At 37.6% G+C, this 20,276-nt stretch carries 23 protein-coding genes; 5 read left to right on the forward strand and 18 right to left on the reverse strand.

Features of this window, described 5'->3' with window-relative positions:
- The first annotated feature begins 64 nt into the window (after nt 1-64).
- Nucleotides 65-1,168 (forward strand): M24 family metallopeptidase, encoded by a 1,104-nt coding sequence (locus CD001_RS21745; protein WP_096189718.1) that lies wholly within the window; start codon nt 65-67, stop codon nt 1,166-1,168.
- 614 nt (nt 1,169-1,782) lie between these two features.
- Here CD001_RS21745 and CD001_RS21750 read toward each other — a convergent pair.
- From CD001_RS21750 to CD001_RS26575, 3 genes are all read right to left on the reverse strand, one after another.
- Complete coding sequence (locus CD001_RS21750; protein ID WP_096189719.1) at nt 1,783-2,157, reverse strand: hypothetical protein; 375 nt, start codon at nt 2,155-2,157, stop codon at nt 1,783-1,785.
- A 67-nt stretch (nt 2,158-2,224) separates the two neighbouring features.
- A complete protein-coding gene (locus tag CD001_RS21755; protein ID WP_096189720.1) occupies nt 2,225-2,983 on the reverse strand; it encodes an SDR family oxidoreductase in 759 nt (252 codons plus the stop codon).
- Nucleotides 2,984-3,306: 323 nt separating this feature from the next.
- Complete coding sequence (locus CD001_RS26575) at nt 3,307-3,465, reverse strand: hypothetical protein (protein WP_179298859.1); 159 nt, start codon at nt 3,463-3,465, stop codon at nt 3,307-3,309.
- Nucleotides 3,466-3,602: 137 nt separating this feature from the next.
- Between CD001_RS26575 and CD001_RS21760 the strand changes: the two genes are divergently transcribed.
- Both CD001_RS21760 and CD001_RS21765 read left to right on the forward strand, forming a co-directional pair.
- The gene (locus tag CD001_RS21760) at nt 3,603-4,052 is read left to right on the forward strand and encodes a universal stress protein (RefSeq protein WP_096189721.1); all 450 of its coding nucleotides are present in this window, start codon (nt 3,603-3,605) and stop codon (nt 4,050-4,052) included.
- Nucleotides 4,053-4,067: 15 nt separating this feature from the next.
- A complete protein-coding gene (locus CD001_RS21765; protein ID WP_096189722.1) occupies nt 4,068-4,385 on the forward strand; it encodes a hypothetical protein in 318 nt (105 codons plus the stop codon).
- Nucleotides 4,386-4,676: 291 nt separating this feature from the next.
- Here the strand turns inward: CD001_RS21765 and CD001_RS21770 are convergent, their stop codons facing one another.
- From CD001_RS21770 to sppA, 11 genes are all read right to left on the reverse strand, one after another.
- Complete coding sequence (locus CD001_RS21770) at nt 4,677-5,513, reverse strand: EcsC family protein (RefSeq protein WP_179298860.1); 837 nt, start codon at nt 5,511-5,513, stop codon at nt 4,677-4,679.
- 153 nt (nt 5,514-5,666) lie between these two features.
- Nucleotides 5,667-6,854 carry an acetate kinase gene (locus tag CD001_RS21775; RefSeq protein ID WP_096189724.1) on the reverse strand — a complete coding sequence of 396 codons (1,188 nt, stop codon included), beginning with the start codon at nt 6,852-6,854 and terminating at the stop codon, nt 5,667-5,669.
- A gap of 303 nt (nt 6,855-7,157) precedes the next feature.
- A complete protein-coding gene (locus tag CD001_RS21780; RefSeq protein WP_096189725.1) occupies nt 7,158-8,159 on the reverse strand; it encodes a class I SAM-dependent methyltransferase in 1,002 nt (333 codons plus the stop codon).
- Nucleotides 8,160-8,534: 375 nt separating this feature from the next.
- A complete protein-coding gene (locus tag CD001_RS26115; RefSeq protein WP_142303626.1) occupies nt 8,535-8,801 on the reverse strand; it encodes a hypothetical protein in 267 nt (88 codons plus the stop codon).
- Between the two features lie 159 nt (nt 8,802-8,960).
- Entirely contained in the window at nt 8,961-9,140 is a 180-nt protein-coding gene (locus CD001_RS21790) for a hypothetical protein (RefSeq protein WP_096189727.1), read from the reverse strand.
- Nucleotides 9,141-9,158: 18 nt separating this feature from the next.
- Nucleotides 9,159-9,296: a hypothetical protein gene (locus CD001_RS26580; protein WP_096189728.1), complete on the reverse strand. Its 138-nt coding sequence runs from the start codon at nt 9,294-9,296 to the stop codon at nt 9,159-9,161.
- A gap of 127 nt (nt 9,297-9,423) precedes the next feature.
- A complete protein-coding gene (tpx, locus tag CD001_RS21800; RefSeq protein WP_096189729.1) occupies nt 9,424-9,924 on the reverse strand; it encodes a thiol peroxidase in 501 nt (166 codons plus the stop codon).
- 277 nt (nt 9,925-10,201) lie between these two features.
- On the reverse strand, nt 10,202-10,678 hold the full coding sequence (ytfJ, locus tag CD001_RS21805) for a GerW family sporulation protein (RefSeq protein ID WP_096189730.1): 477 nt from the start codon (nt 10,676-10,678) through the stop codon (nt 10,202-10,204).
- Nucleotides 10,671-11,348 (reverse strand): DUF2953 domain-containing protein, encoded by a 678-nt coding sequence (locus tag CD001_RS21810; protein WP_096189731.1) that lies wholly within the window; start codon nt 11,346-11,348, stop codon nt 10,671-10,673. The genes ytfJ and CD001_RS21810 overlap by 8 nt, the downstream gene beginning before the upstream one ends.
- Nucleotides 11,349-11,590: 242 nt before the next feature.
- Nucleotides 11,591-12,103, reverse strand: a complete 513-nt coding sequence (locus tag CD001_RS21815; protein ID WP_096189732.1) for an RDD family protein — start codon at nt 12,101-12,103, stop codon at nt 11,591-11,593.
- An 11-nt stretch (nt 12,104-12,114) separates the two neighbouring features.
- The gene (sppA, locus tag CD001_RS21820) at nt 12,115-13,116 is read right to left on the reverse strand and encodes a signal peptide peptidase SppA (protein ID WP_096189733.1); all 1,002 of its coding nucleotides are present in this window, start codon (nt 13,114-13,116) and stop codon (nt 12,115-12,117) included.
- 136 nt (nt 13,117-13,252) lie between these two features.
- Here sppA and CD001_RS21825 point away from each other — a divergent pair, with 136 nt between their 5' ends.
- Nucleotides 13,253-14,050, forward strand: coding sequence for an NAD kinase (locus tag CD001_RS21825; protein ID WP_096189734.1), 798 nt, complete (start codon nt 13,253-13,255; stop codon nt 14,048-14,050).
- Nucleotides 14,051-14,142: 92 nt separating this feature from the next.
- Here CD001_RS21825 and CD001_RS21830 read toward each other — a convergent pair whose 3' ends face one another.
- The 4 genes from CD001_RS21830 to CD001_RS21845 form a co-directional block, all read right to left on the reverse strand.
- Nucleotides 14,143-15,735: an amidohydrolase gene (locus CD001_RS21830; protein ID WP_096189735.1), complete on the reverse strand. Its 1,593-nt coding sequence runs from the start codon at nt 15,733-15,735 to the stop codon at nt 14,143-14,145.
- A 177-nt stretch (nt 15,736-15,912) separates the two neighbouring features.
- Nucleotides 15,913-16,119, reverse strand: coding sequence for an alpha/beta-type small acid-soluble spore protein (locus CD001_RS21835; RefSeq protein ID WP_096189736.1), 207 nt, complete (start codon nt 16,117-16,119; stop codon nt 15,913-15,915).
- 91 nt (nt 16,120-16,210) lie between these two features.
- Nucleotides 16,211-17,416, reverse strand: a complete 1,206-nt coding sequence (thiI, locus tag CD001_RS21840) for a tRNA uracil 4-sulfurtransferase ThiI (protein WP_096189737.1) — start codon at nt 17,414-17,416, stop codon at nt 16,211-16,213.
- Nucleotides 17,413-18,558 carry a cysteine desulfurase family protein gene (locus CD001_RS21845; protein ID WP_096189738.1) on the reverse strand — a complete coding sequence of 382 codons (1,146 nt, stop codon included), beginning with the start codon at nt 18,556-18,558 and terminating at the stop codon, nt 17,413-17,415. Before CD001_RS21845 ends, thiI begins: the two co-directional genes overlap by 4 nt.
- Before the next feature lie 316 nt (nt 18,559-18,874).
- On the opposite strand from CD001_RS21845, the gene brnQ reads away from it, so the two are divergent.
- Complete coding sequence (gene brnQ / locus CD001_RS21850; RefSeq protein WP_257009896.1) at nt 18,875-20,179, forward strand: branched-chain amino acid transport system II carrier protein; 1,305 nt, start codon at nt 18,875-18,877, stop codon at nt 20,177-20,179.
- The last annotated feature ends 97 nt before the right edge of the window (nt 20,180-20,276 follow it).

Genomic DNA, 20,276 nt, shown 5'->3' on the forward strand with positions numbered 1-20,276 from the left:
ATTCCCAGATAGTGATAAGATAAAATGACATACATAGTAGTTAAACTTTTCGGAGGTGCACATTATGAGGAAAAATAGAATAGTGTCTTTACAACAATGGATGAAAAACAATGATGTCGACAGTATCATGCTCCAATCAAGACCGAATAACTTTTATATTACAGGTTTTGATACTGATCCACATGAACGACTATTAGCTGTTTTTTTATTTCAAGATAAAAATCCGTTTATCGTTTGTCCTGGGATGGAAGTCAATCAAATTCAATATGTCTTTCAACAAGGAGACATTGTCGGCTATAGTGACTCCGAAAATCCTTGGGAGAAAATTCAACAGCAGTTTGAAAAGATTCACATTTCCCCAAAAAAAATCGCTGTTGAAAATGCATTATCATGGCAACGTGTTAGAGAAGTGGAAGGAATTTTTCCGCTCGTTGAACTTATCGAAGTCGATGAAGCCATTTTAAATGAACGAATTATCAAATCTGAAGATGAACTGAAAATATTACGAGCTGCTGCAAAGCTGGCAGACTTCGGTATAAAAACAGGCGTAGCTGCTTTAGAAGAAGGCGTAACTGAAATGGAAGTTCTTGCAAAAATCGAATATGAACTAAAGAAAAAAGGTGTACGCGAAATGTCGTTTTCGACGATGGTTCTATTTGGGGAGAAGGCTGGTGACCCGCACGGAAATCCTGGCGACCGAAAACTGAAAAAAGGAGATGCCGTCCTTTTTGATTTAGGTGTCGTTTGGGAAGGCTACTGCTCTGATATTACACGTACGGTTTTCTTTGACCACGTAAAAGATGAAGACCAAGCTGTCTATGAAACGGTACTTAAAGCACAAGAAGCGTCCCTTTTTGCGAGCAAACCAGGAAACCGTATCGCTCTCCTTGATAAAACTGCAAGAGAGACCATTTCAAACAACGGTTATGGCGACTACTTTCCTCATCGTATCGGACATGGTTTAGGGATTGAAGTACACGAATTCCCATCGATGAATGACCAAAACGAAAGTCTTCTCCAGCCAGGTATGACATTTACTATTGAACCGGGAATTTATATTCCTAATCAGCTTGGAGTACGCATTGAAGACGATGTCGTCATTACGGAAACAGGCTTTGAAACGTTAACCCAATTCCCGAAAGCATTAACCGTTGTACCTAGCAGATAAATAAGTCAACGTTATAAAGGGCTGTCTCAAAAGTTTCAACTTTGCGGACAGCCCTTTTTTATTATATTCTTTGTAAACCACAAGCTCTGCCTGCGTGAAAATAAACTTTCAAGGGTTGTATTCGTGAATCTCTTTAAATGTAACGAATAGTTGGAAGGTATACTGTGCTTCTTCCTCTGCAAGATTAATCGAAGAAGAGAATGCGTCGAAGCAGCTTGACTGCTTTTCCTACCGCCAAGGATCACGAAACCTTCTCTTGACGGTACTATTACAGTCTTTCCTACCGCAAGAGTCACGCACGAGTAGATGTCGCACTTGTACTTTGGAGTGAAAGCATTCGACTATAGCGATTTCGAATTCTATATGATTATGAAAAGGGATATCCTCGAAAAACTTTTGACACAGACCAAATTAAATAAGGTCCCTTAAGGGACTCTGGTGGTAAGTGTCCTTATAGGGCGAAATTAAAACCGCCCGTTTTACGGACGGATACTTATTTTATAAAATAGAATTCGAAGTCGCTGTCTTACGGGAGCATTTTAAAAAATAAATAAGTTGTTGAGGTACTTTTTTTCAACAGCATGTTTCCGAAAACAGTTATGCTTCCGGCCATTTTATGATTGATTTTTCCAGACCCACGTTTTATAGCGGTGATTTCCGTCAAGTAAATGGATTTCCATCCTTTCTATTCCATGAAGGTCTAGTTTTTCTAATTCATGTATTTGTTCGTTTGTTAGCTTCGGTTCAGACAGGTCTATATGTGATAATAACTTTTCGTATTCCACTTTTGCCTCTTCGCCTTTCACAATCGTATTTCCTTTTTCATATTCAAACATATCAGGATTTTCATATTCCCACTCATATTCGATGTCGTTTGCCCAAATCGTTACTTTCATCTCAATGTTTTCATACCAATCAAAGGCAAATGTTTCATCAGCTGTGAAGAAAATGCCAAGTAATATGATCGAGATCATCATCCATTTTCGCATTTTTGTTCTCACCTCAACTAATAGTTTGAGACGAAAATTAGTAAAATATACCTTTATCAATGTATCATTATCTATATCGGTGTAATACATCCATACCGCCGGTAACTTCTATGACGGATCCTGTAATCATATCTGCATTTTCATGACTTAAAAAGCTGACTGTACGCGCAATATCTTCACCCGTGCCTGACCGGCCAATCGGAGTTTCATCATCTATCATCCCGCGCGCTTGTTCAATCGTAGATTCTTTCATATCACCGACAATCTTCCCTGGGCAAACCATGTTCGCAGTAATCCCATTTTCTGCTTCTTCAATTGACACTGTCTTCGTCAATGAAGCTAAACCGACTTTCGCCGCAGCAAACGCAGACCGGTACAGCCAGCCTGGTGAATGATCCGCTCCTTGAAAGCCATAAGTAATAATCCTTCCATAATTTTGCTTTCTCATCATCGGTATGACTCTTTTAAAAAAATAAAATGCTGCATTCAAGTTTCCGTGAATCATCATTTGCCATTCTTCCTCTGAGTAATCGGCAAGTTTTTTTCGTTCAAAAATATATGGTCCGGCATTCATGACTAACACATCAATTTTTCCCCATTGTTGTAATGTTTCATCAATGACGCGGTTAATATCGCCCTTATTCGTCACATCTCCCTGTACGAACTGAATTCGCTCTAGATGCGTTGACCAATCTTCTTTAAATTGACTAACAGCACGCTCATCACTACGATAATGGACTGTAACACTGTAACCTTCTTGCAGTAATTGTTCTGTTACTTTCTTTCCTAATCCTTTTGAACCTGCTGTAATTAATGCATGCCGCATCGGTTCACTCCTCCACAACACCCATATTTTTCTTCCCATTTTTCTTCATTGTCTTTATTATATCTATAAGTTCATTCTCTTGTAAAAAAACTTGACCACGATTTCTTTATCTGTTCATTTTTTTAGTAAGACTGGTATATCAAATGCTTCATCTAGCCAAACCCAACAGTGACTTTAAAAACTTAAGTAAAAAAACGACTTCCCATGGAACATGTCCACTCCACTAATATAAAAATATAGATAAATGTTGAATTTATACCTCTATATTTTTTACATTCGTAAGAGAGCACTGTTGGGAAGTCATTTTTACACCTAGTTACTTTTCATTTTTCATCCAGATTCGCTTCTTGCTGCAGTTGTTCGTCTTCTTCATTCGTTAAAGACTGTGAATGTTGATAATATGAACTAATTAACTGGTCATGGACATAGTTTTGTCCATCTTCTTCTGTAAACTTCTGATCATTATATTTCCGTTTTTCCATTTTCATATCCCTCCCTTTTTCTCAAGTAGTATGTGTCAAATCATCGACGAATATCACGATATTTCGTATAAATACAATGATTTTGGTATAATAAGAGAAGCAACATCTGATTATTTTACGAAGGAGGCTGACGATAAATGAGTGTTCGTTATCATAACATTCTCGTAGCAGTCGACGGGTCAGACGAGGCAAGAAGAGCATTTAAAAAAGCATCACTTTTATGTACGGAGCATGGTGCAAAGTTAATTATTGTCCATATTGTCGATACACGTACCTTTGCATCTGTAGAACATTATGACCGAACGATTTTATCAGAAACAGAAGAATACGCGAACAACATGCTCGCAGAGTATAAGCAACAAGCACTAGATGCCGGGGTAAAAGATGTAACATTAGTCATTGATTATGGTTCTCCGAAAGTAAAGATTGCTAAAGATGTCGCTAAAAAACATGAAATTGATCTCATTGTTACAGGGGCCACTGGTTTAAATGCGGTGGAACGATTTTTAATCGGAAGTGTGTCAGAGCATATCGCAAGGCATGCACGTTGTGATGTCTTAATTGTTCGTACAGATTCTAACGAATAGATGGGAGGGATATCTTTGTCAATTACGTTTGTTTATGACGAACGCCTCGGGATTTCTATTCCGAACCTCAGCTGTGAATGGAAATCACTAAGTCAATCCCAACAAGAAAATACGATCTCTGAATGGGAAACGTACCGAGGCGATATCCCTGAACGAGTAAAAGAAATTGAACATGAAATTAACCAGCTTCAAGAAAGGTTATATATTGAAGATGATTTTGATAGAAGCTGTCATCTCAATGAACAAATCTCAGAGTTAGCTTCAGTCATTAATGACCTATGGATTTGGTACAGAACGAATGCATCTGTTACTGAATCGAAAACACATTTTTAAGTAATAGTAGAAACGCACCAAAAATTCCCGGCCATATGGAGGAGGGGACAAAACATAGTAAATTAGAGTGGCCCTCATCGTGAGAGCCATTTCTTATTTACAGGAACTTAATTCGGGTTGATTAAAAAAACTCGCTTGCACTCCAGAGCACAAGTTCGACATCTTCTTGTGCTGGACTTCGTAGTGCCTTCATTGCCGCGGGCAAGGCTTAAGCTTCTTAGGTGAACACTGTGTGCATCTAGGGGATTTTAAGCCAAAGGACTTTTGGAACAAAACAAAATTATTTCTCTTTTATTCTTTTCGCTCTAACAATAACCTTTTTTGGTAAAACATATGAGCTGACTCCGATATAAGATATGAAAACTGATAATTCATCGTTGCACCTAAAGCAATGCCTAGAACAGGAATACCTTGAATAACTTTTTTACGGGCAAAAGATAAAAACACCAGCTTTGCAATATTGTGTAAAGGTTTTTGCAGCCACGCTTGTGTTGTCACATCTTCTTCACCTTCGTAAAACATAAATTGCTCCCCGCTAGCACTTACCTCATTAATCAATTGATCCCAAGCTTGTTTTCGCAAATGCTGCGGCAATGAAATCGCATGAAATAACTTTAATACGAGCATCATCTCGTAAGGTTTTCTCAAATCATAGCCATACGTCAATGATGTCAGTTGTACCGTTCTTAAGTTGATAGCAAGCATCAGTGGAAGGTCACTTAGCGTAAAAACGATTCCTCCTATCCCAGTTAAGCCTCCTTGGGCGAACGATGTCAATCGTTGTTTTGCTAGCTGCTTTTTTGCGATAAAACGAAGTTGATCAATCGACAGCATTTTCATATCTTCAACAGTTTCAATTTGACTGTTGAAGACTCTTGCCTGTGTAAGGATAAAATCCATTGCCTGTTGGTCAAAACGACCTTGCTGTACTGTTGCATGAAGATGAAATAGGATACTGTCTAACGTTGTAAGCATTTTTTTCTTCCATTTCGGGTCCAGCATCTCTATACTTTTATCGAGCCACCTTTGATATGTCTTGGATATGTCGGTTCCAGTATGATCTAGCTCATTTGTTTCCCATTGGATAATATCATTCCAAACAGTTTCTTCGCGGTTTGTCCAGCTCATTTTAAGTTGCCAACTCCTTTTTTCGTGTTCAATAATTAAACATTCTTCACCAATGAGCATCTTTCCTTCAATAGCTATAAAATTTGACCTAATTTACCACAAAGAAAAAGCACCGGTATGATTGGAGTTTTACCGGTGCAAATAAGTATACAATTATTGAGTTAATCTAATTGTATCACGAGCTATCATTACTTCTTCATTTGTAGGAATGACAATTACTTTCACAGGCGAATGAGGATAATTTAAAAATGCTTCTTTTCCTCGTACTTTATTTAAGGAAGGATCCCAATAAATGCCCATGAACTCAAGGCCTTTTAATACTTGAGCACGAATCGTGTCACTATTTTCACCAATTCCAGCAGTGAAAATAACGGCATCAAGACCGTGCATACGGGATGCATAAGAACCAATATATTTATGAATTCGGGAAGTAAATACTTCAAGTGCTAGTTTTGCACGTTCATTTCCTTCTTCTGCTTGGATTTCAATATCACGCAAGTCACTTGAAAAACCTGAAAGGGCTAGCATGCCACTTTTTTTATTCAACACTTGAATGACTTCTTCTGCACTTTGGTTTGTCTTTTCCATAATATAAGGGATGAGCGCCGGGTCAATATTTCCTGAACGAGTTCCCATCGTTACCCCTGCTAACGGTGTGAATCCCATAGAAGTATCTATTGATTTCCCACCATCAATCGCAGCGATACTTGCACCGTTTCCTAAGTGACAAGAAATTAACCGCAAGTGTTCCAGTGGACGTCCAAGAATTTCTGAAGCACGTTGAGAAACATACTTATGCGACGTACCGTGGAAACCGTATTTACGTATACCATAGTCTTCATAATATTCATAAGGAAGGCTGTATAAATAAGATTCTTTTGGCATTGTTTGATGAAATGCTGTATCAAATACTGCTACTGCCGGTACATTTGGCAGCACTTCTTGGAAGGCACGAATGCCAACTAAGTTAGCCGGATTATGAAGTGGAGCAAGTTCAGATACTTCTTCAATACCTGCAATCACTTCTTCATTTATTACAACAGAATCGTTGAATTTTTCGCCACCGTGAACAACACGATGGCCAATTCCATCTATCTCGTCAAGTGAAGTGATAATATGAAATGTAATCAACTTGTCTAATAAAATTTTTACTGCTTTTGCATGATCTTCAATGTCAGCTATATCCTTCTTTTTTTCTCCATCTACTTCAATCATAAAGATTGAATCTTTTAAGCCTATACGTTCAACAACACCTTTTGTAACGACTGTTTCTTCAGGCATGTCTAACAGTTGGAATTTTAACGATGAGCTCCCCGCGTTAATCGCGATAATTTTGGACATCTGTTAACCGCTCCTTTTTATCAAAAAATAAATTGATTAGTTTTCATGAAAGAAGAAGAGGTTTACCTCTTCTATAAAACCAATGTCTCCTATTGTTTTCACCATACACTATTAAACACTATGTTTTACAGTTTTGCAACCTCTGTTTCATGAAAGCGCATTAACAGAATATAACACAGAAAAATCACAAAAGTCTCATTAAAAAGGGTTGAAAAACGTTTCATTATAATCTGTTCATATTTCAAAACAAAAACAATGAAACAGTTATATTGTGAATAGTATCAGTTTTATGAATATTTGCCGTTACGTAGACAAATGCTCATCAAACCAGTCTGAAATACGCTTCATCATATCTTGTAGAGATTGTTCATTCGCAAAGGAAGGAAGTTCCGCCAATAATGCTTGCTTTGGTCCTTGTATTCCTTTTGTACGTTTTCGTACTATGAGTATACTTTTTCCCCACTGTTCATTTTTAAACATTGATTTCGGCAGTTGCATTAATGAATAAATGTATCCATCTGATTTTAAATATTCATGAAGCTTTTTCGCTTCAGCTGATTCAAAAATGAAATTAGGTACAATGAAAAACATAAAACCGCCTTCTTTTACGTGAGTCATCGACTGTTCAATTAATAAATGATGGACAAAAGAATGCCCTTCATCTGCTTTTAATTGATATGATTCGGCAATATCATCATTAGGATAAAATCCGACTGGAAGGTCTGATACAACGACATCCACATTTCGAATAGTCGGTGTCGCTACACTGTCTTGATGAAAAAGGTCGATAGGATGTGATTGTAGGTTTGCATTAACATAAGCTAATTTTAGTAATGTTTCATCAGCTTCCGCACCGATTCCGTGTGATGAACGTTTTAATTGATTCATAACACCTGTTAGTAAGTTCCCGGCTCCTACAGCTGGATCTAATACAATCGTTACTTCATTGCTTTTTTCATAACTGAGAACTTTTTCAACTAAGTAGCCGACAAATAAGCTGACAGCATCAGGTGTCATAGCATGATGCGGCTGTGTTCCTTCTTTCATCCCTTTTAAAACAGCGAGCTGGACTGCTCTTCGACTTTCTTCTTTATGTATTGTGTCACTTGTTGGAGCTTGGTCAATTAATTTTTCGAGCTTTTTCTTTCTGATCTCATCAGTTATTTGTTCAACTTCTCCTTGAAAAAGTATTTCTCCCATTACACCTAGCGCATCTAAATAAGGGATGTCCAATTCTTCTTTAAGAATCGTAGCCCCTTCGTCTAATACTTCAAACATTTTTTCAGTATTTGTTTCTGCATGCATCGCTCTCTCTCCTATCATCATTGTTCATTCAAGTATTGTACCAAAAATACTTAGGTTATGCTTAAATGAAGCGAATTGAAACACTCATGTGTTTTGATCTTTTTAATTTTCACTATTTATTTGGACTGAAGTTGAAATACACTTCGCTTTCCGCGGATGACTAGTGAGCCTCGAACTCCACTCTTGTTACGTTCTATGGGGTCTCACTTTGGTAGCTATTCCCGTAGGAGTCTACGTGCTTTCAACTGCTTCCATCATCTAACATTCGGTATATGGGAAGCTACTCCTTTTTTCATGTCTTAGAAACGGTGAGTCGCAAAGATTCAGATGTATGAAATTTATTCGTATGTTAAAAAATCATCAAAAAGAATCCAATTATCGCGATTGGATAATCAGATTCATTTGACGCAACTTCTCTTTGCTTTGGCGCAACTTCTCTTTGCTTTGACGCAACTTCCCTTTGCTTTGGCGCAACTTCTCTTTGCTTTGACGCAACTTCCCTTTGCTTTGACGCAACTTCCCTTTGCTTTGACGCAACTTCCCTTTGCTTTGGCGCAACTTCTCTTTGCTTTGACGCAACTTCTCTTTGCTTTGGCGCAACTTCTCTTTGCTTTGACGCAACTTCCCTTTGCTTTGACGCAACTTCTCTATTCCCTTTAAAGAGACTTGTTTTATCCCAGCCTCATAACCCTCCGCAAAAACGCGTTTTTTTATTTGACTTTGAATGTTTTGAACTAGAAACGTCTGAATTGGTTACAGAATTATTCTTCTTTTTGTCTATTCCTTTTGTTTGCTGATGTTTCACCTTTTATCCTCAGTTCCGGTTTGCTCATTTAAATATTGATTCTCTCCTGGATCGTATGAACCATTCTGTAAATTGAATTCTTCTGTTCCTGGATGAGGTGTTTCATGTTCGATTTCCGGAATATCAACTTTTTCAATTTCCGTTTTCTTCTTTTTCTCTTGCTTCTTTTTATCCATAATGGTCACTCCATTCCCTTATCCTTTAGAACCTGGTCCGGTTTTCGGACGGTTATGATTACTTCTTTTATATTGTTCTTTTACATTTGGCAAACTTTCTTCTGGGGTTTGATTGTTCGTCAATGCTGCATTCCTTTGACTTTTTCGTTTTCTCATTCACTTCACTCCTCATACCATTGTTAAAAATAGTTTGCCGGTATCTTCTTTAATTAAAACGAGGGAATCGGTACCAAGAAGTCAATTAAATAAGGGAATGAGCTTTTATACTCATTCCCTCACTGTATTATTTTGCAGTTTTAGCCGCTTCTAATGCTTTTTCGTAATCAGGGTGTTCAGTTACCTCTTGTACATATTCAACATATGTGACTTTGTCAGAACTGTCGACGACAAAGATTGAACGGGATAATAACCTTAATTCTTTGATCGCGACACCGTAGTTTTCACCAAAAGACAGTTCGCGGTGATCTGAAAGAACTTGTACGTTATCGATTCCTTCTGCTGCACACCAACGCTTCTGTGCAAATGGTAAGTCGACGCTGATTGTTAGCACTTCAACTCCATCTAATTGAGATGCTTCTTCATTAAAACGTCGAGTTTGTTGCTCACAAACGCCTGTATCGATCGATGGCACAACGCTAATAAGTCGAACTTTCCCTTTTGTGTCTGCTAATGTTACTTCTGACAAATCATTGGCAAGTACTGTGAAGTCAGGAGCTTGATCACCTACATTCACTTCATTTCCGACAAGTGTTACTTTGTTTCCTTTAAAAGTTACTTCTGCCATCTAAGAAATCTCCTCCTCTTTGAATATGGACATACACATTTAAAATACCACAACTTTCCTATGTTTAAACAGTAATAACCCTTATAACCTTCCAAAGAATTTTGACAAAAAGGAACCGAGGCTTTAAATATGGTCGTTTAGTGCTAAATGATTCATCAGTTATGTTTGGAGCTCCACCGTTCCATTATTTTGTTAAATGAGAAGTTTCGAGGGATTAAACGGATTGTAGTCCTCTCAATATCGTAAACAAAATAAAAACACCCGGATAAACCGAGTGTTAGAATTCGAGAGAGTCACCTTGATTTGGGTTTGGTGGCGGTGGTGGTGGCGTTCGCGACTGCTGATTCTTTGCTGTTGGAGAAGTTTGAATCATTTGCTGAATCTTATCAACAACTTGAGGAGTGAGTTCCATCAGCTTTTCATAAAAATGAGCTTGTTGGTCTAAGTGAATCATTTTCACTCCATGAGTTCCAACTACTAAAAAGGCAATCGGTGTAATCGATACTCCTCCACCGCTACCTCCACCAAATGGGTGCTTTTTCTCATTTGAGTTTGAAGAAGAGTGATTTGTCGTATGCTTCAAAACAAATTCACTACCGCCAGCTGCAAAACCAAAACCTACTTTTGAAACCGGGAGAATAACACTACCATCAGGCGTCTCAACAGGGTCGCCGATAATTGTGTTTACGTCAACCATTTCTTTTAAATTTTCCATTGCTGTCTTCATTAAACCTTGAATCGGGTGATCAGACATTCATATCCCTCCTTGCGTTCCGTACTGGATTTTTCAAAAAAGGTTTGCCTTTTCTCCAATGGCTCAATACCTTTAATCCTGCAAGGATAGCATGTCCTATTCTATAAGAAACCATGCATTCAAATTGGGTAGCCACCTCGACCTCTTGAAACTTCGGGATTACTTCAATCGATGGGGATACATCTAGCCGGAATAAATTTGAGAAAATCCCGATTAGGTTTCCTTTAATTCCCCAAATAATCCCACTAATCGAACCAGTAATTGCCGCATCACCGGTTCCTATTTCTGTATACCAACTTAATTTATTTACATTTATTTTTGCCATAAAGTTTCTTACAATTGTATGAAATCCAAATACATGAGTTAAAAAGCGTTGAAATTGTTCAAGATCATAGATAAATTCAAACACATTTATTTTTCTCTTTTTCTCATTCTTTTCAGAGTCATTGCCTGTCTCTTCCTTAACTACGAGCGATGGGCTTTCTTTATCGATTGCTAAAACAGGCACTTTTACGGTGTAACGGATCAATCCAAAAAGGATACGAAATTGAATTATACACTCATCATCTGTCCCGTTATGACTATATTTTATATACGTAGTCAGCTTCAAAAACGGAATGATGATGAAAATGAACATGATAACAATGACGATGATGACTAGCCAATTCATTTGATAACCCTCCTTATCAAAGTATCGTCCATTACTTTACAAGACATACAAAATAAAGAAACCATCCATTACCAAGTATTAGTCAATTTAATGAATCGATACAAAAAACCTAAAATTTCCAGGTGCCAGGCACCTGGAAATTTTATAGGTATGGAAGGAAAGGAAGGGAGGAGGGGAGAAATCGCTTATCAGAAAAAATCGCATGTCATCTTCATTGATAGACATACGATTTCAAGAATAGCTTAATATTCTGTTTTGATCGTTTTCTTTTTACGTGGTTCCAATATGACTACAGTATCTGCAAAATAATCGTGTAAGCCTTTTTTTAAAGGGTGAAAAGCAACAATTAAGTAAAGCAGATTCATAAAAAAAAGCGATTGATGGATATATCTTCCAATTACTTCACGAAAGATGACATCTAGCCATGTAAGCTCCTCTTTTTGTGATAGAACTTTGACGCCAAAGATCATTTTACCGACGGTTTGACGATACAGTTTCGTCATGATCGTAAAATAACCAAAACTGACGATCGCTGTCATGATCCCCCCAAACGATAAAATCGTTCCCCAATTTAGTTCATTTAAATTCGTAAACGTTAGAATAGGTGACAAAACGATTCCATTTATACTTGCTACAATTAATAGATCAACAATATAGGCCCAAAATCGCATCCAAAAACCTGCAAGTGTATAATGTTGACCTTCTTCTACAACTTGATGATTGGTGCCTTCTAACGATTCATTATCATAAGTCATCAGCATTCACCTCAATTCGTATACAAATACAACAATTGTGGTCCTTGGTTTTGCTGCATCCATTCTTTTATCCCTATTATCTCAAGCTGATCAGAGAATACGTTTCTTGCCGTAACCGAGAATAAGGATGGTAATCCGAAATGCGATTCATATTCAACAACATCTAAATCTCCTCTTCCAATATCTTCACGAATCTCATCAAGTACGTCCTCAAAATGTCCTAACCCATCAATTAGACCAGCATCTAATGCTTGAGATCCGCTATAAATCCGTCCATCAGCAAGTTCATATACTTCATCTCTTGATAAATTTTCACGACCATTGTCAATGACATCGACAAATAATTCATACGATTCGTCGATCAACTCCTGCAGAATCTCACGCTCATCATCCGTCATTTCACGTGTGACAGACATAATATCTTTGTATGGACCGCTTTTAATCACTTCTTCATGAATCCCAAGATCTTCAGCTAACTCAGCGATATTAATAGACTGCATGATGACTCCAATTGAACCAGTCAATGTTTGAGGATTAGCATAAATCTTTTCAGCAGGAGTTGCTATGTAATATCCTCCACTAGCTGCCATACTTCCCATTGAAATATATACTGGTTTCGAATAATCATCTTGTATGTCAACAATCATATCGTGGATTTCCTGACTTTCAACAACACCACCACCCGGAGTATTTACTCGGATAACCACTCCATGGACATTTGGATCCTCAGCAGCATTGTCTAATTTTTTTAGGAAAGTCCTATGATTATAACCGGCAGATTGCAACAGTGACGGTGCATCATAATCACTTTGAATGACACCATTTAAATGGATAACAGCAATTTTCCCTTGACCATTGCCTGATTCAATTACCTTTTCTTCAAAACCTTGTTCAGGGACTGAGAATAAATCCTCAAAATTAGTTGAAAATACAGTTGTTATTAATGATACTGCACTTCCGGCTAAAAATAATACGGCTGCCGCTAAAACAGCTAACCAACGTTTCGTGTTCATATGTGTACCTCCTTGAAAAATTAAATGTTTGTTATCATCCTTTTTATCGATATTTCACGATGCTATGCAGGAAAGAGCGGTAAAAATAGAGAATACATGTTATATAGCTTTATTTTTAACAGAAAGGAAGATGGCCATGACTGACAGAAGAAAAGTATACCTCCACTTCAAACCTTCCGAAAAATTAGATTCAAAAATTGAACAGTTGCGAACGCTTGGCAGAAAATATGGCTTCGAGCTAGTTTCAGACGCTAAAGAAGCAAACATTATTGCCAGTATTGGCGGCGATGGTAGCTTTTTACAAGCAATCCGTAAAACAGATTTCCGTGATGACTGCTTATATGTAGGAATAAATGACGGTCATCTTGGCTTTTATACCGATTTTAGCCTTGAAGATATGGGCCGCATTGAATATGCCATGCAATCAAATATTGTTGAAGTATTACGATACCCCGTACTAGAAGTATCGGTTGATGGCATGAAAACATTCCACTGTCTGAATGAATGCTCGATCAGGTCGAATATAATTAAAACGTTCGCTTTAGATGTTTATGTGGACGATTTATATTTTGAAACATTCCGTGGAGATGGAATGGTCATCTCGACGCCTACCGGAAGTACTGCCTATAATAAATCATTAAAGGGAGCTGTCGTTGACCCGCGCTTAAAAGGGATGCAGCTCACCGAAATCGCCTCATTAAATAATAATGAATATCGAACACTAGGATCTCCCCTCCTTTTAAGCGGTGATCGACAGTTACTATTAAAAGTCATTCAAGATGGGAACGATCATCCGATTATTGGCGCAGATAACGAAGCGCTCAGTATTCGGCACTGTCATGAGATTGGCATTAAGCTCGCAAATAAACAAATTAAAACGTTAAAAATGAAAGACAATTCGTTCTTGCATAAAGTGAAGCGAAGTTTTTTATAAGTTATTTACAGAGCAATGCGCAAAATTTGTGCATTGCTTTACTTTATTGTTTAGAATGAACACTCACAGACTCCCATTATTCAATTAATGAATTATGTACGATCATACATAATGGTATTATCCACAATCGTTTTATTCACTTTCGTTCCAAGCCATTCATCTGGTTCGAGGTCAAATAAATCATTTTCTAAAACCGTAAAATCAGCGACAAACCCTTTTTTTATCAATCCTCTGTTTCCTTCCTGACAGATTGCCTTCGCACTTCCGATAGTAATTAATTGCAGTGCTTCAAATAATGTAAGCTTTTCTTTTGCTAAATAACCTTCATGTTGTTCTTCCGGCTTTCTCCTTGTCACAGCTGCATGTATTCCTAACAATGGACTGACAGGTTCAATCGGTGCATCTGATCCCCCTGCACAAATTAGATCTGAATCTAACAATGTTTTCCATGCAAATGCATAATTAAGTCGCTCTTCTCCAAGGCGGTCCATGACCCAAGGAAAATCAGAGGCGACAAAACGCGGTTGAATATCTAAAATGACAGGTAGATTTTTTAAGCGATCAATTAGATCTCGTCTAGCTACTTGCATGTGGATTAAACGATCTCTTTTAAACGGTGGTGCCGGATGCTTTTCAATCGCTTGAATCGCATATTCTAATGCCAAATCTCCAATAGCATGAATGGCAACAGGCATATCCAGCTTCCGTGCATCGGCAACAATTTTTTCAAGTGTTGCTAGGTCATGTATCGCTACCCCGCTCGTTTTACGGTCGTCTGCATATGGTTTGCTTAATAATGCTGTACGTCCGCCTAATGCACCGTCAGCAAAAATTTTCACCGACCCGATATCAATGAATGAGTTGGATGAAAAATCGTCAAGTTTTGAAAAGACTTCTAATGCGACTTCATGATGCACGAGTAAATTCGCCCGGAATTTATTTATCTCTCCGTCTATTACTTCATGAAATGTCTTTAACGTCTTAATTGCATCTCCATAATAATTAAGGTCTTCAGTATGTGCTCCAACAAATCCGTGACGATATAAATCTTCGAGTGATCGTTTTAGTGCCCTTTTAACATAGTCAAATCCTTCTTCAGGTATTAATGCTCTCACAAGTTCTTGTGCTTGATCGTGTAAATAACCAGTCGGAATGCCATCATTGTCTTTTTCAATTTTTCCACCAGGAGGAGAGATCGTCACTGAATCAATATTTGCCATCGTCAACCCTATCGTATTCGTCACTAGTGCATGTCTGCAAACCCTCGTTAACATGACAGGGTGCTCTGTTGTTACTTCATCTAAAACATGGCGATCTGGAACTCTTTTATCGGTGTAAAGATTTTCGTTAAATCCTTCACCAATTAACCATTCCCCTTTTTCAAGTTTTTTTGCAGCTGCTTTTAACGTTTCCTTCAGTTCATCGATACTTTTGACACTTGATAAATCAAGCCGCAACAGCTTTTCCCCATGACCGATCATATGTAAGTGACTATCAACGAAACCTGGATACATCGTTGCTCCAGTTAAGTCATATTCCTTCGTTATATATTGTTTATATCTTTTTTTTATTTCATCGGTATTACCAACATCTTGAATAACTCCGTCTTTTACAAAAACAGCTTCCTGTATGTCATCCTCATCGATTAACGTACGAACCTTTCCTCCATACCACAACGTTCCCATTGTTTCTCCTCCTTGCCTCTATGTTTCTTAACTTATGATTCTGTTATTATGAAAAATTCCAATTTTGACCTTTTCCTCCTTATCATACCCTATATTATATCGTCTCTACAAAACTTATGATTAACGAATTAATAGGGCACTCCCCTATTCGGAAGTGCCCTTTCATCCATAATTATTTTATTGTTGCTGAGAACCACTGAATTGTTGTTCAGCTTGTTGAACTAAACGCTTCGTAATTTCTCCACCTACCGAACCGTTCGCACGAGATGTCGCATCAGGGCCAAGCTGTACACCAAACTCTTGAGCGATCTCGTATTTCATTTGATCCAACGCTTGTTGGACACCAGGGACTACTAATTGATTGGAACTTCTGTTGTTAGCCATATCTTTCACCTCCCTTGTACACATAGAATGTGCACAAAGGGTTCATTTCATTAAATAAAAATTATGGAGAGATTAGAAAGATTAACCAATATTAAAACAGCTCTTCAAATTCTTGATCAATATCCGTGTCTGAAGTGATTTCTATCGTTTCAATCCCTTCTACAGCACGGTCAACAAAATAACCAATATCTAAATTTTTCTCATAATCATTTGCCTTTTCACGTTTTGGCTTTGTTTTCGTTTGTGGTGGTAGAAAAATCGTGCAACAATCTTCAAAAGGAAGAATTGACAACTCATACGTCCCGATTCGTTTGGCAATATCGACAACTTCTTCTTTATCCATCGTAATGAGCGGACGTAAAACCGGCATATTTGTTACTTCATTAATCGTATGCATACTTTCTAGAGTCTGACTCGCTACCTGTCCTAAACTTTCTCCATTTACTAATGAGATCGCGTCATTTTTTTCCGCTGTCTTTTCCGCAATTCTTAGCATAAACCTTCTCATAATTGTCATTTCATAATTATCAGGTACTTGTTGGTGAATCGCCTTTTGTGCCTCTGTAAATGGGACGATATGAAGTTTAATCGAGCTCCCGTATTTTGTTAAAACTCGTGCTAAATCTTCCACCTTCTGTTTAGCTCGTTCATTTGTAAAAGGGGGACTATGGAAGTGAACGGCTTCAAGGTCTACACCTCGCTTTAAAGCGAGATATCCAGCTACAGGACTGTCAATGCCTCCTGATAGCATAAGGAGGACTTTACCACTTGTTCCAACCGGTAACCCTCCAGCACCTTTAATCGTTTTGCACATAACATAAGCTGCTTCTTGCCTTATTTCCACTTTCACTTCAACATTCGGATTATGAACATCTACAGAAAGATGGTCTGTATTTTTTAATATGTGAGCTCCAATTGTGCGATTTAACTCTTGTGATCGGTAAGGATAATCTTTATTCGGACGCTTGACAGTCATTTTAAATGTGCCTTTTGAAGATATAGCATCTTTTACAGCCCATAGCGCTGCATCATTAATTTTCTCTTGATCCAGCTCAACTTTTAATGCAGGACTAAAAGAATATATACCAAATACATCTTTCAACCGAGCTGTTATGTCGATTTCATTATGACCATTTAATTCGACAAACATGCGACCGAAGGAGCGCTTCACTTTCACATTTTCAAATGAGTTTAGTGCTTCTCTTACATTCGTTTGTAATTTTTTCTCAAAGACTTTTCTATTTTTTCCTTTTAACGAAAGCTCGGCATATCGAATTAAAATATGGTTATATTTCATTGTTTTTCAACCACCTTTTTTAATGATGAAACAATTTCTTGAAATACATCTATAAATTGATCTGCTTCTGACAATGTATTTTCATAAGAAAGTGAAATACGGATCGCACTTGCAGCCACTTCGTCATCCAAGCCAATTGCCATTAATACGCGACTTGGTTCAGATTGTTTGGAAGAGCAAGCTGATTTCGTTGATACATAAATATTCTTCTCTGCCAAAGCTTGTACAATGACCTCCGGTTTTACTTTAGGAACAGAAATATTTAATATATGTGGTGCACTGTCACTTGGTGAATTAACGACAACCCCGTGCATTTTTTCACAATAAGATCTGATTTTCTCTGTTACTCTGAAGATATTCTCCAAATCTACCTTCGATTTGTCCAGGCTCATACGCAGTGCTTTCACCATTGCGACTACTCCAGGAACATTTTCTGTTCCTGCTCGAAAACCAAGCTCTTGACTCCCTCCAGAAAGTAATGGATAAATACTTACTCCATCACGAACGTAAAGAATCCCAGTCCCTTTCATCCCATGAAATTTATGAGCAGATAATGTGCAAAGGTCGATTGATGCCTCTTTCAATGATAATGGCACTTTAGCAATCCCTTGAACATGATCAATATGAAAAATAATTTTAGGATAATTTAATAATAACTTTCCAATTTCTTCGACAGGTTGAATGCTTCCTAATTCATTATTAACATGAATGATTGAAACAAGAATCGTGTCGTCTGTGATTGCTTCTTTCACTTGACTAGCAGTAATCTTTCCTGTTGAATCCGCTTGTAAATAGGTTACAGTAAATCCTTGCTCTTCTAACTGTTGAAATGCTTCAATAGTCGAAGCGTGTTCAATGTTCGTCGTAATTAAATGTGTGCCTCTGTTTTTTAATTGATGTGCTGTACCTTTAATACTTAAGTTGTTTCCTTCCGTCCCTCCTGAAGTAAAGAGCACTTCATTTGGTTTAACATCGAGTAAAGAAGCAATACGTTCTCTTGATTGTACGAGCAGCCTTTCTGATGCTTTTCCGAGGGGGTGTAAGGAAGATGGATTTCCAAAATAATCAGTAGCTACTTTTGTATATGTTTGAACGACCTCATCATAAGGTTTAGTCGTTGCACTATTATCAAAATAAATCATCGCTCAAGCTCCTTTGTTCCGAACTATTCTCCACTCTGCAACAACTTATCATACCATAACAAAATTCGAGATGACAACGCTTTTCATCATAGGATGATCACCTATTGTTTATAGATGATAGTCCTAAATGATTGTAAATTTCCCAATAAATTAAGTAATAATCCACTTAAAATGTTTGAATAATATTATTTTCTTATAATTTTTACTGTTATTAATCTTCGTTAATATGGTAAAATGCATTCGTCATTGTTTTTTTACTATCACATAAATTCTAAAACGCAAAACATACTACACATAGAAGGAGGCATCGTGTATCGTGAATAACAAGACATTTACAATGAATGAGACGATTGCGATCGGGTTTATGATGTTTGCATTATTCCTCGGAGCAGGAAACCTTATATTCCCTCCCGCACTAGGACAAGAAGCAGGTACTTCTGTATTGCCAGCAACCATTGGCTTTTTAGTAACGGGTGTAGGACTACCGATCCTAGCGATTATTGCGATTGCAAAATCTGGTGGAGATCTTCAAAAGGTATCCGAACGCGTCAGTCCATTATTTGCTATCATATTTTCTCTTGCTGTATATTTAGCAATTGGACCATTATTTGGGATTCCACGTACTGGCTCAGTCGCTTATGAAATCGGCGCATTACCTTATTTACCAGATGGAGCATCGGCGCTGTCATTATTTATTTTCACATTAATATTTTTTAGTGTGAGTTATTGGCTAAGCCTAAACCCATCTAAACTTGTTGGGCGTATTGGGAAAGTATTAACTCCGATACTTGTTATTTTGTTAGGAGTATTAGCTGTAACTGGAATTGTTTCTCCATTAGGCTCACCTGAAGCACCAACTGGCGGGTACGAGCAATTTGCATTTTTCAAAGGATTTCAAGAAGGATATTTCACGATGGATGCAATTGCTGCACTCGTTTTTGGAATCGTTGTCATTACCCGTATGAAGGAACGCGGTATCACCTCTACTGAAGAAATGACGAAAAAATCGATTCAAGTTGGTCTAATTGCCGGAATCGGATTAATCCTCGTATATTTATCGTTAGCATTTTTGGGTTCTACGAGTGTTAGTACGATCGGTTACCAAGAAAATGGGGGAGCCATCTTAACTGGCATTGCTGATGAATTGCTCGGAATTGCCGGACTGTTAATGTTGTCATTTGTTATAACAATTGCTTGTATTACGACATCTGTCGGTTTAATTTCAGCATTTGGTGAATATGTAAAAAGAGTAATGCCTCGAATCCCATATCCGCTTACAACAGGTATTATTGCACTGTTTAGTTTACTAATGGCTAATATGGGCTTAACACAGTTAATTCAATTCTCCTTACCAATGCTTGTCATGATTTACCCAGTTGCAATTGTTTTAATTGTCTTAACAATTTTTAAAGATTTCTTAAAGGAAAATTCTGGAGTATTCAAAGGGGCTGTTATAGGTGCTGCGATCATAAGTATTCCTGACGGTCTAAGTCATACAGAAACACTTGGTCCTGTATTGTCTGACTTTCTCCTAGCTTTACCACTAGGTGAAATGGGAGTTTCATGGGTCATTCCAGCAATAATAGGTGGTGTAATCGGCTATATCATTACACGTAAATAAATGGATGGAAATGAAACCGCTTAACTTAACTAGATAAGCGGTTTCATTTATAATGGTATCAATATTTTCCACGGACATAGGATGCGTTATTTTCACA

It is taken from the genome of Evansella halocellulosilytica (assembly GCF_002335745.1).
GTDB classification, from domain to species: Bacteria; Bacillota; Bacilli; order Bacillales; family Salisediminibacteriaceae; genus Bacillus_CA; species Bacillus_CA halocellulosilytica.

Excerpts from the sequence above, each read along its gene's own strand:
- CD001_RS21845 (WP_096189738.1), bottom strand. The coding sequence starts at position 18,558 with ATGATTTATTTTGATAATAGTGCAACGACTAAACCTTATGATGAGGTC.
- CD001_RS21775 (WP_096189724.1), bottom strand. The coding sequence starts at position 6,854 with ATGTCCAAAATTATCGCGATTAACGCGGGGAGCTCATCGTTAAAATTC.
- CD001_RS21745 (WP_096189718.1), top strand. The coding sequence starts at position 65 with ATGAGGAAAAATAGAATAGTGTCTTTACAACAATGGATGAAAAACAAT.
- sppA (WP_096189733.1), bottom strand. The coding sequence starts at position 13,116 with ATGAACACGAAACGTTGGTTAGCTGTTTTAGCGGCAGCCGTATTATTT.
- thiI (WP_096189737.1), bottom strand. The coding sequence starts at position 17,416 with ATGAAATATAACCATATTTTAATTCGATATGCCGAGCTTTCGTTAAAA.
- CD001_RS21790 (WP_096189727.1), bottom strand. The coding sequence starts at position 9,140 with ATGGATAAAAAGAAGCAAGAGAAAAAGAAGAAAACGGAAATTGAAAAA.
- tpx (WP_096189729.1), bottom strand. The coding sequence starts at position 9,924 with ATGGCAGAAGTAACTTTTAAAGGAAACAAAGTAACACTTGTCGGAAAT.
- CD001_RS21755 (WP_096189720.1), bottom strand. The coding sequence starts at position 2,983 with ATGCGGCATGCATTAATTACAGCAGGTTCAAAAGGATTAGGAAAGAAA.
- CD001_RS26580 (WP_096189728.1), bottom strand. The coding sequence starts at position 9,296 with ATGAGAAAACGAAAAAGTCAAAGGAATGCAGCATTGACGAACAATCAA.
- ytfJ (WP_096189730.1), bottom strand. The coding sequence starts at position 10,678 with ATGTCTGATCACCCGATTCAAGGTTTAATGAAGACAGCAATGGAAAAT.
- CD001_RS21750 (WP_096189719.1), bottom strand. The coding sequence starts at position 2,157 with ATGCGAAAATGGATGATGATCTCGATCATATTACTTGGCATTTTCTTC.
- CD001_RS21825 (WP_096189734.1), top strand. The coding sequence starts at position 13,253 with ATGACTGACAGAAGAAAAGTATACCTCCACTTCAAACCTTCCGAAAAA.
- CD001_RS21810 (WP_096189731.1), bottom strand. The coding sequence starts at position 11,348 with ATGAATTGGCTAGTCATCATCGTCATTGTTATCATGTTCATTTTCATC.
- CD001_RS21830 (WP_096189735.1), bottom strand. The coding sequence starts at position 15,735 with ATGGGAACGTTGTGGTATGGAGGAAAGGTTCGTACGTTAATCGATGAG.
- CD001_RS21835 (WP_096189736.1), bottom strand. The coding sequence starts at position 16,119 with ATGGCTAACAACAGAAGTTCCAATCAATTAGTAGTCCCTGGTGTCCAA.
- CD001_RS21780 (WP_096189725.1), bottom strand. The coding sequence starts at position 8,159 with ATGCATGCAGAAACAAATACTGAAAAAATGTTTGAAGTATTAGACGAA.
- CD001_RS26575 (WP_179298859.1), bottom strand. The coding sequence starts at position 3,465 with ATGGAAAAACGGAAATATAATGATCAGAAGTTTACAGAAGAAGATGGA.
- CD001_RS21760 (WP_096189721.1), top strand. The coding sequence starts at position 3,603 with ATGAGTGTTCGTTATCATAACATTCTCGTAGCAGTCGACGGGTCAGAC.
- CD001_RS21770 (WP_179298860.1), bottom strand. The coding sequence starts at position 5,513 with ATGAGCTGGACAAACCGCGAAGAAACTGTTTGGAATGATATTATCCAA.
- CD001_RS21815 (WP_096189732.1), bottom strand. The coding sequence starts at position 12,103 with ATGACTTATGATAATGAATCGTTAGAAGGCACCAATCATCAAGTTGTA.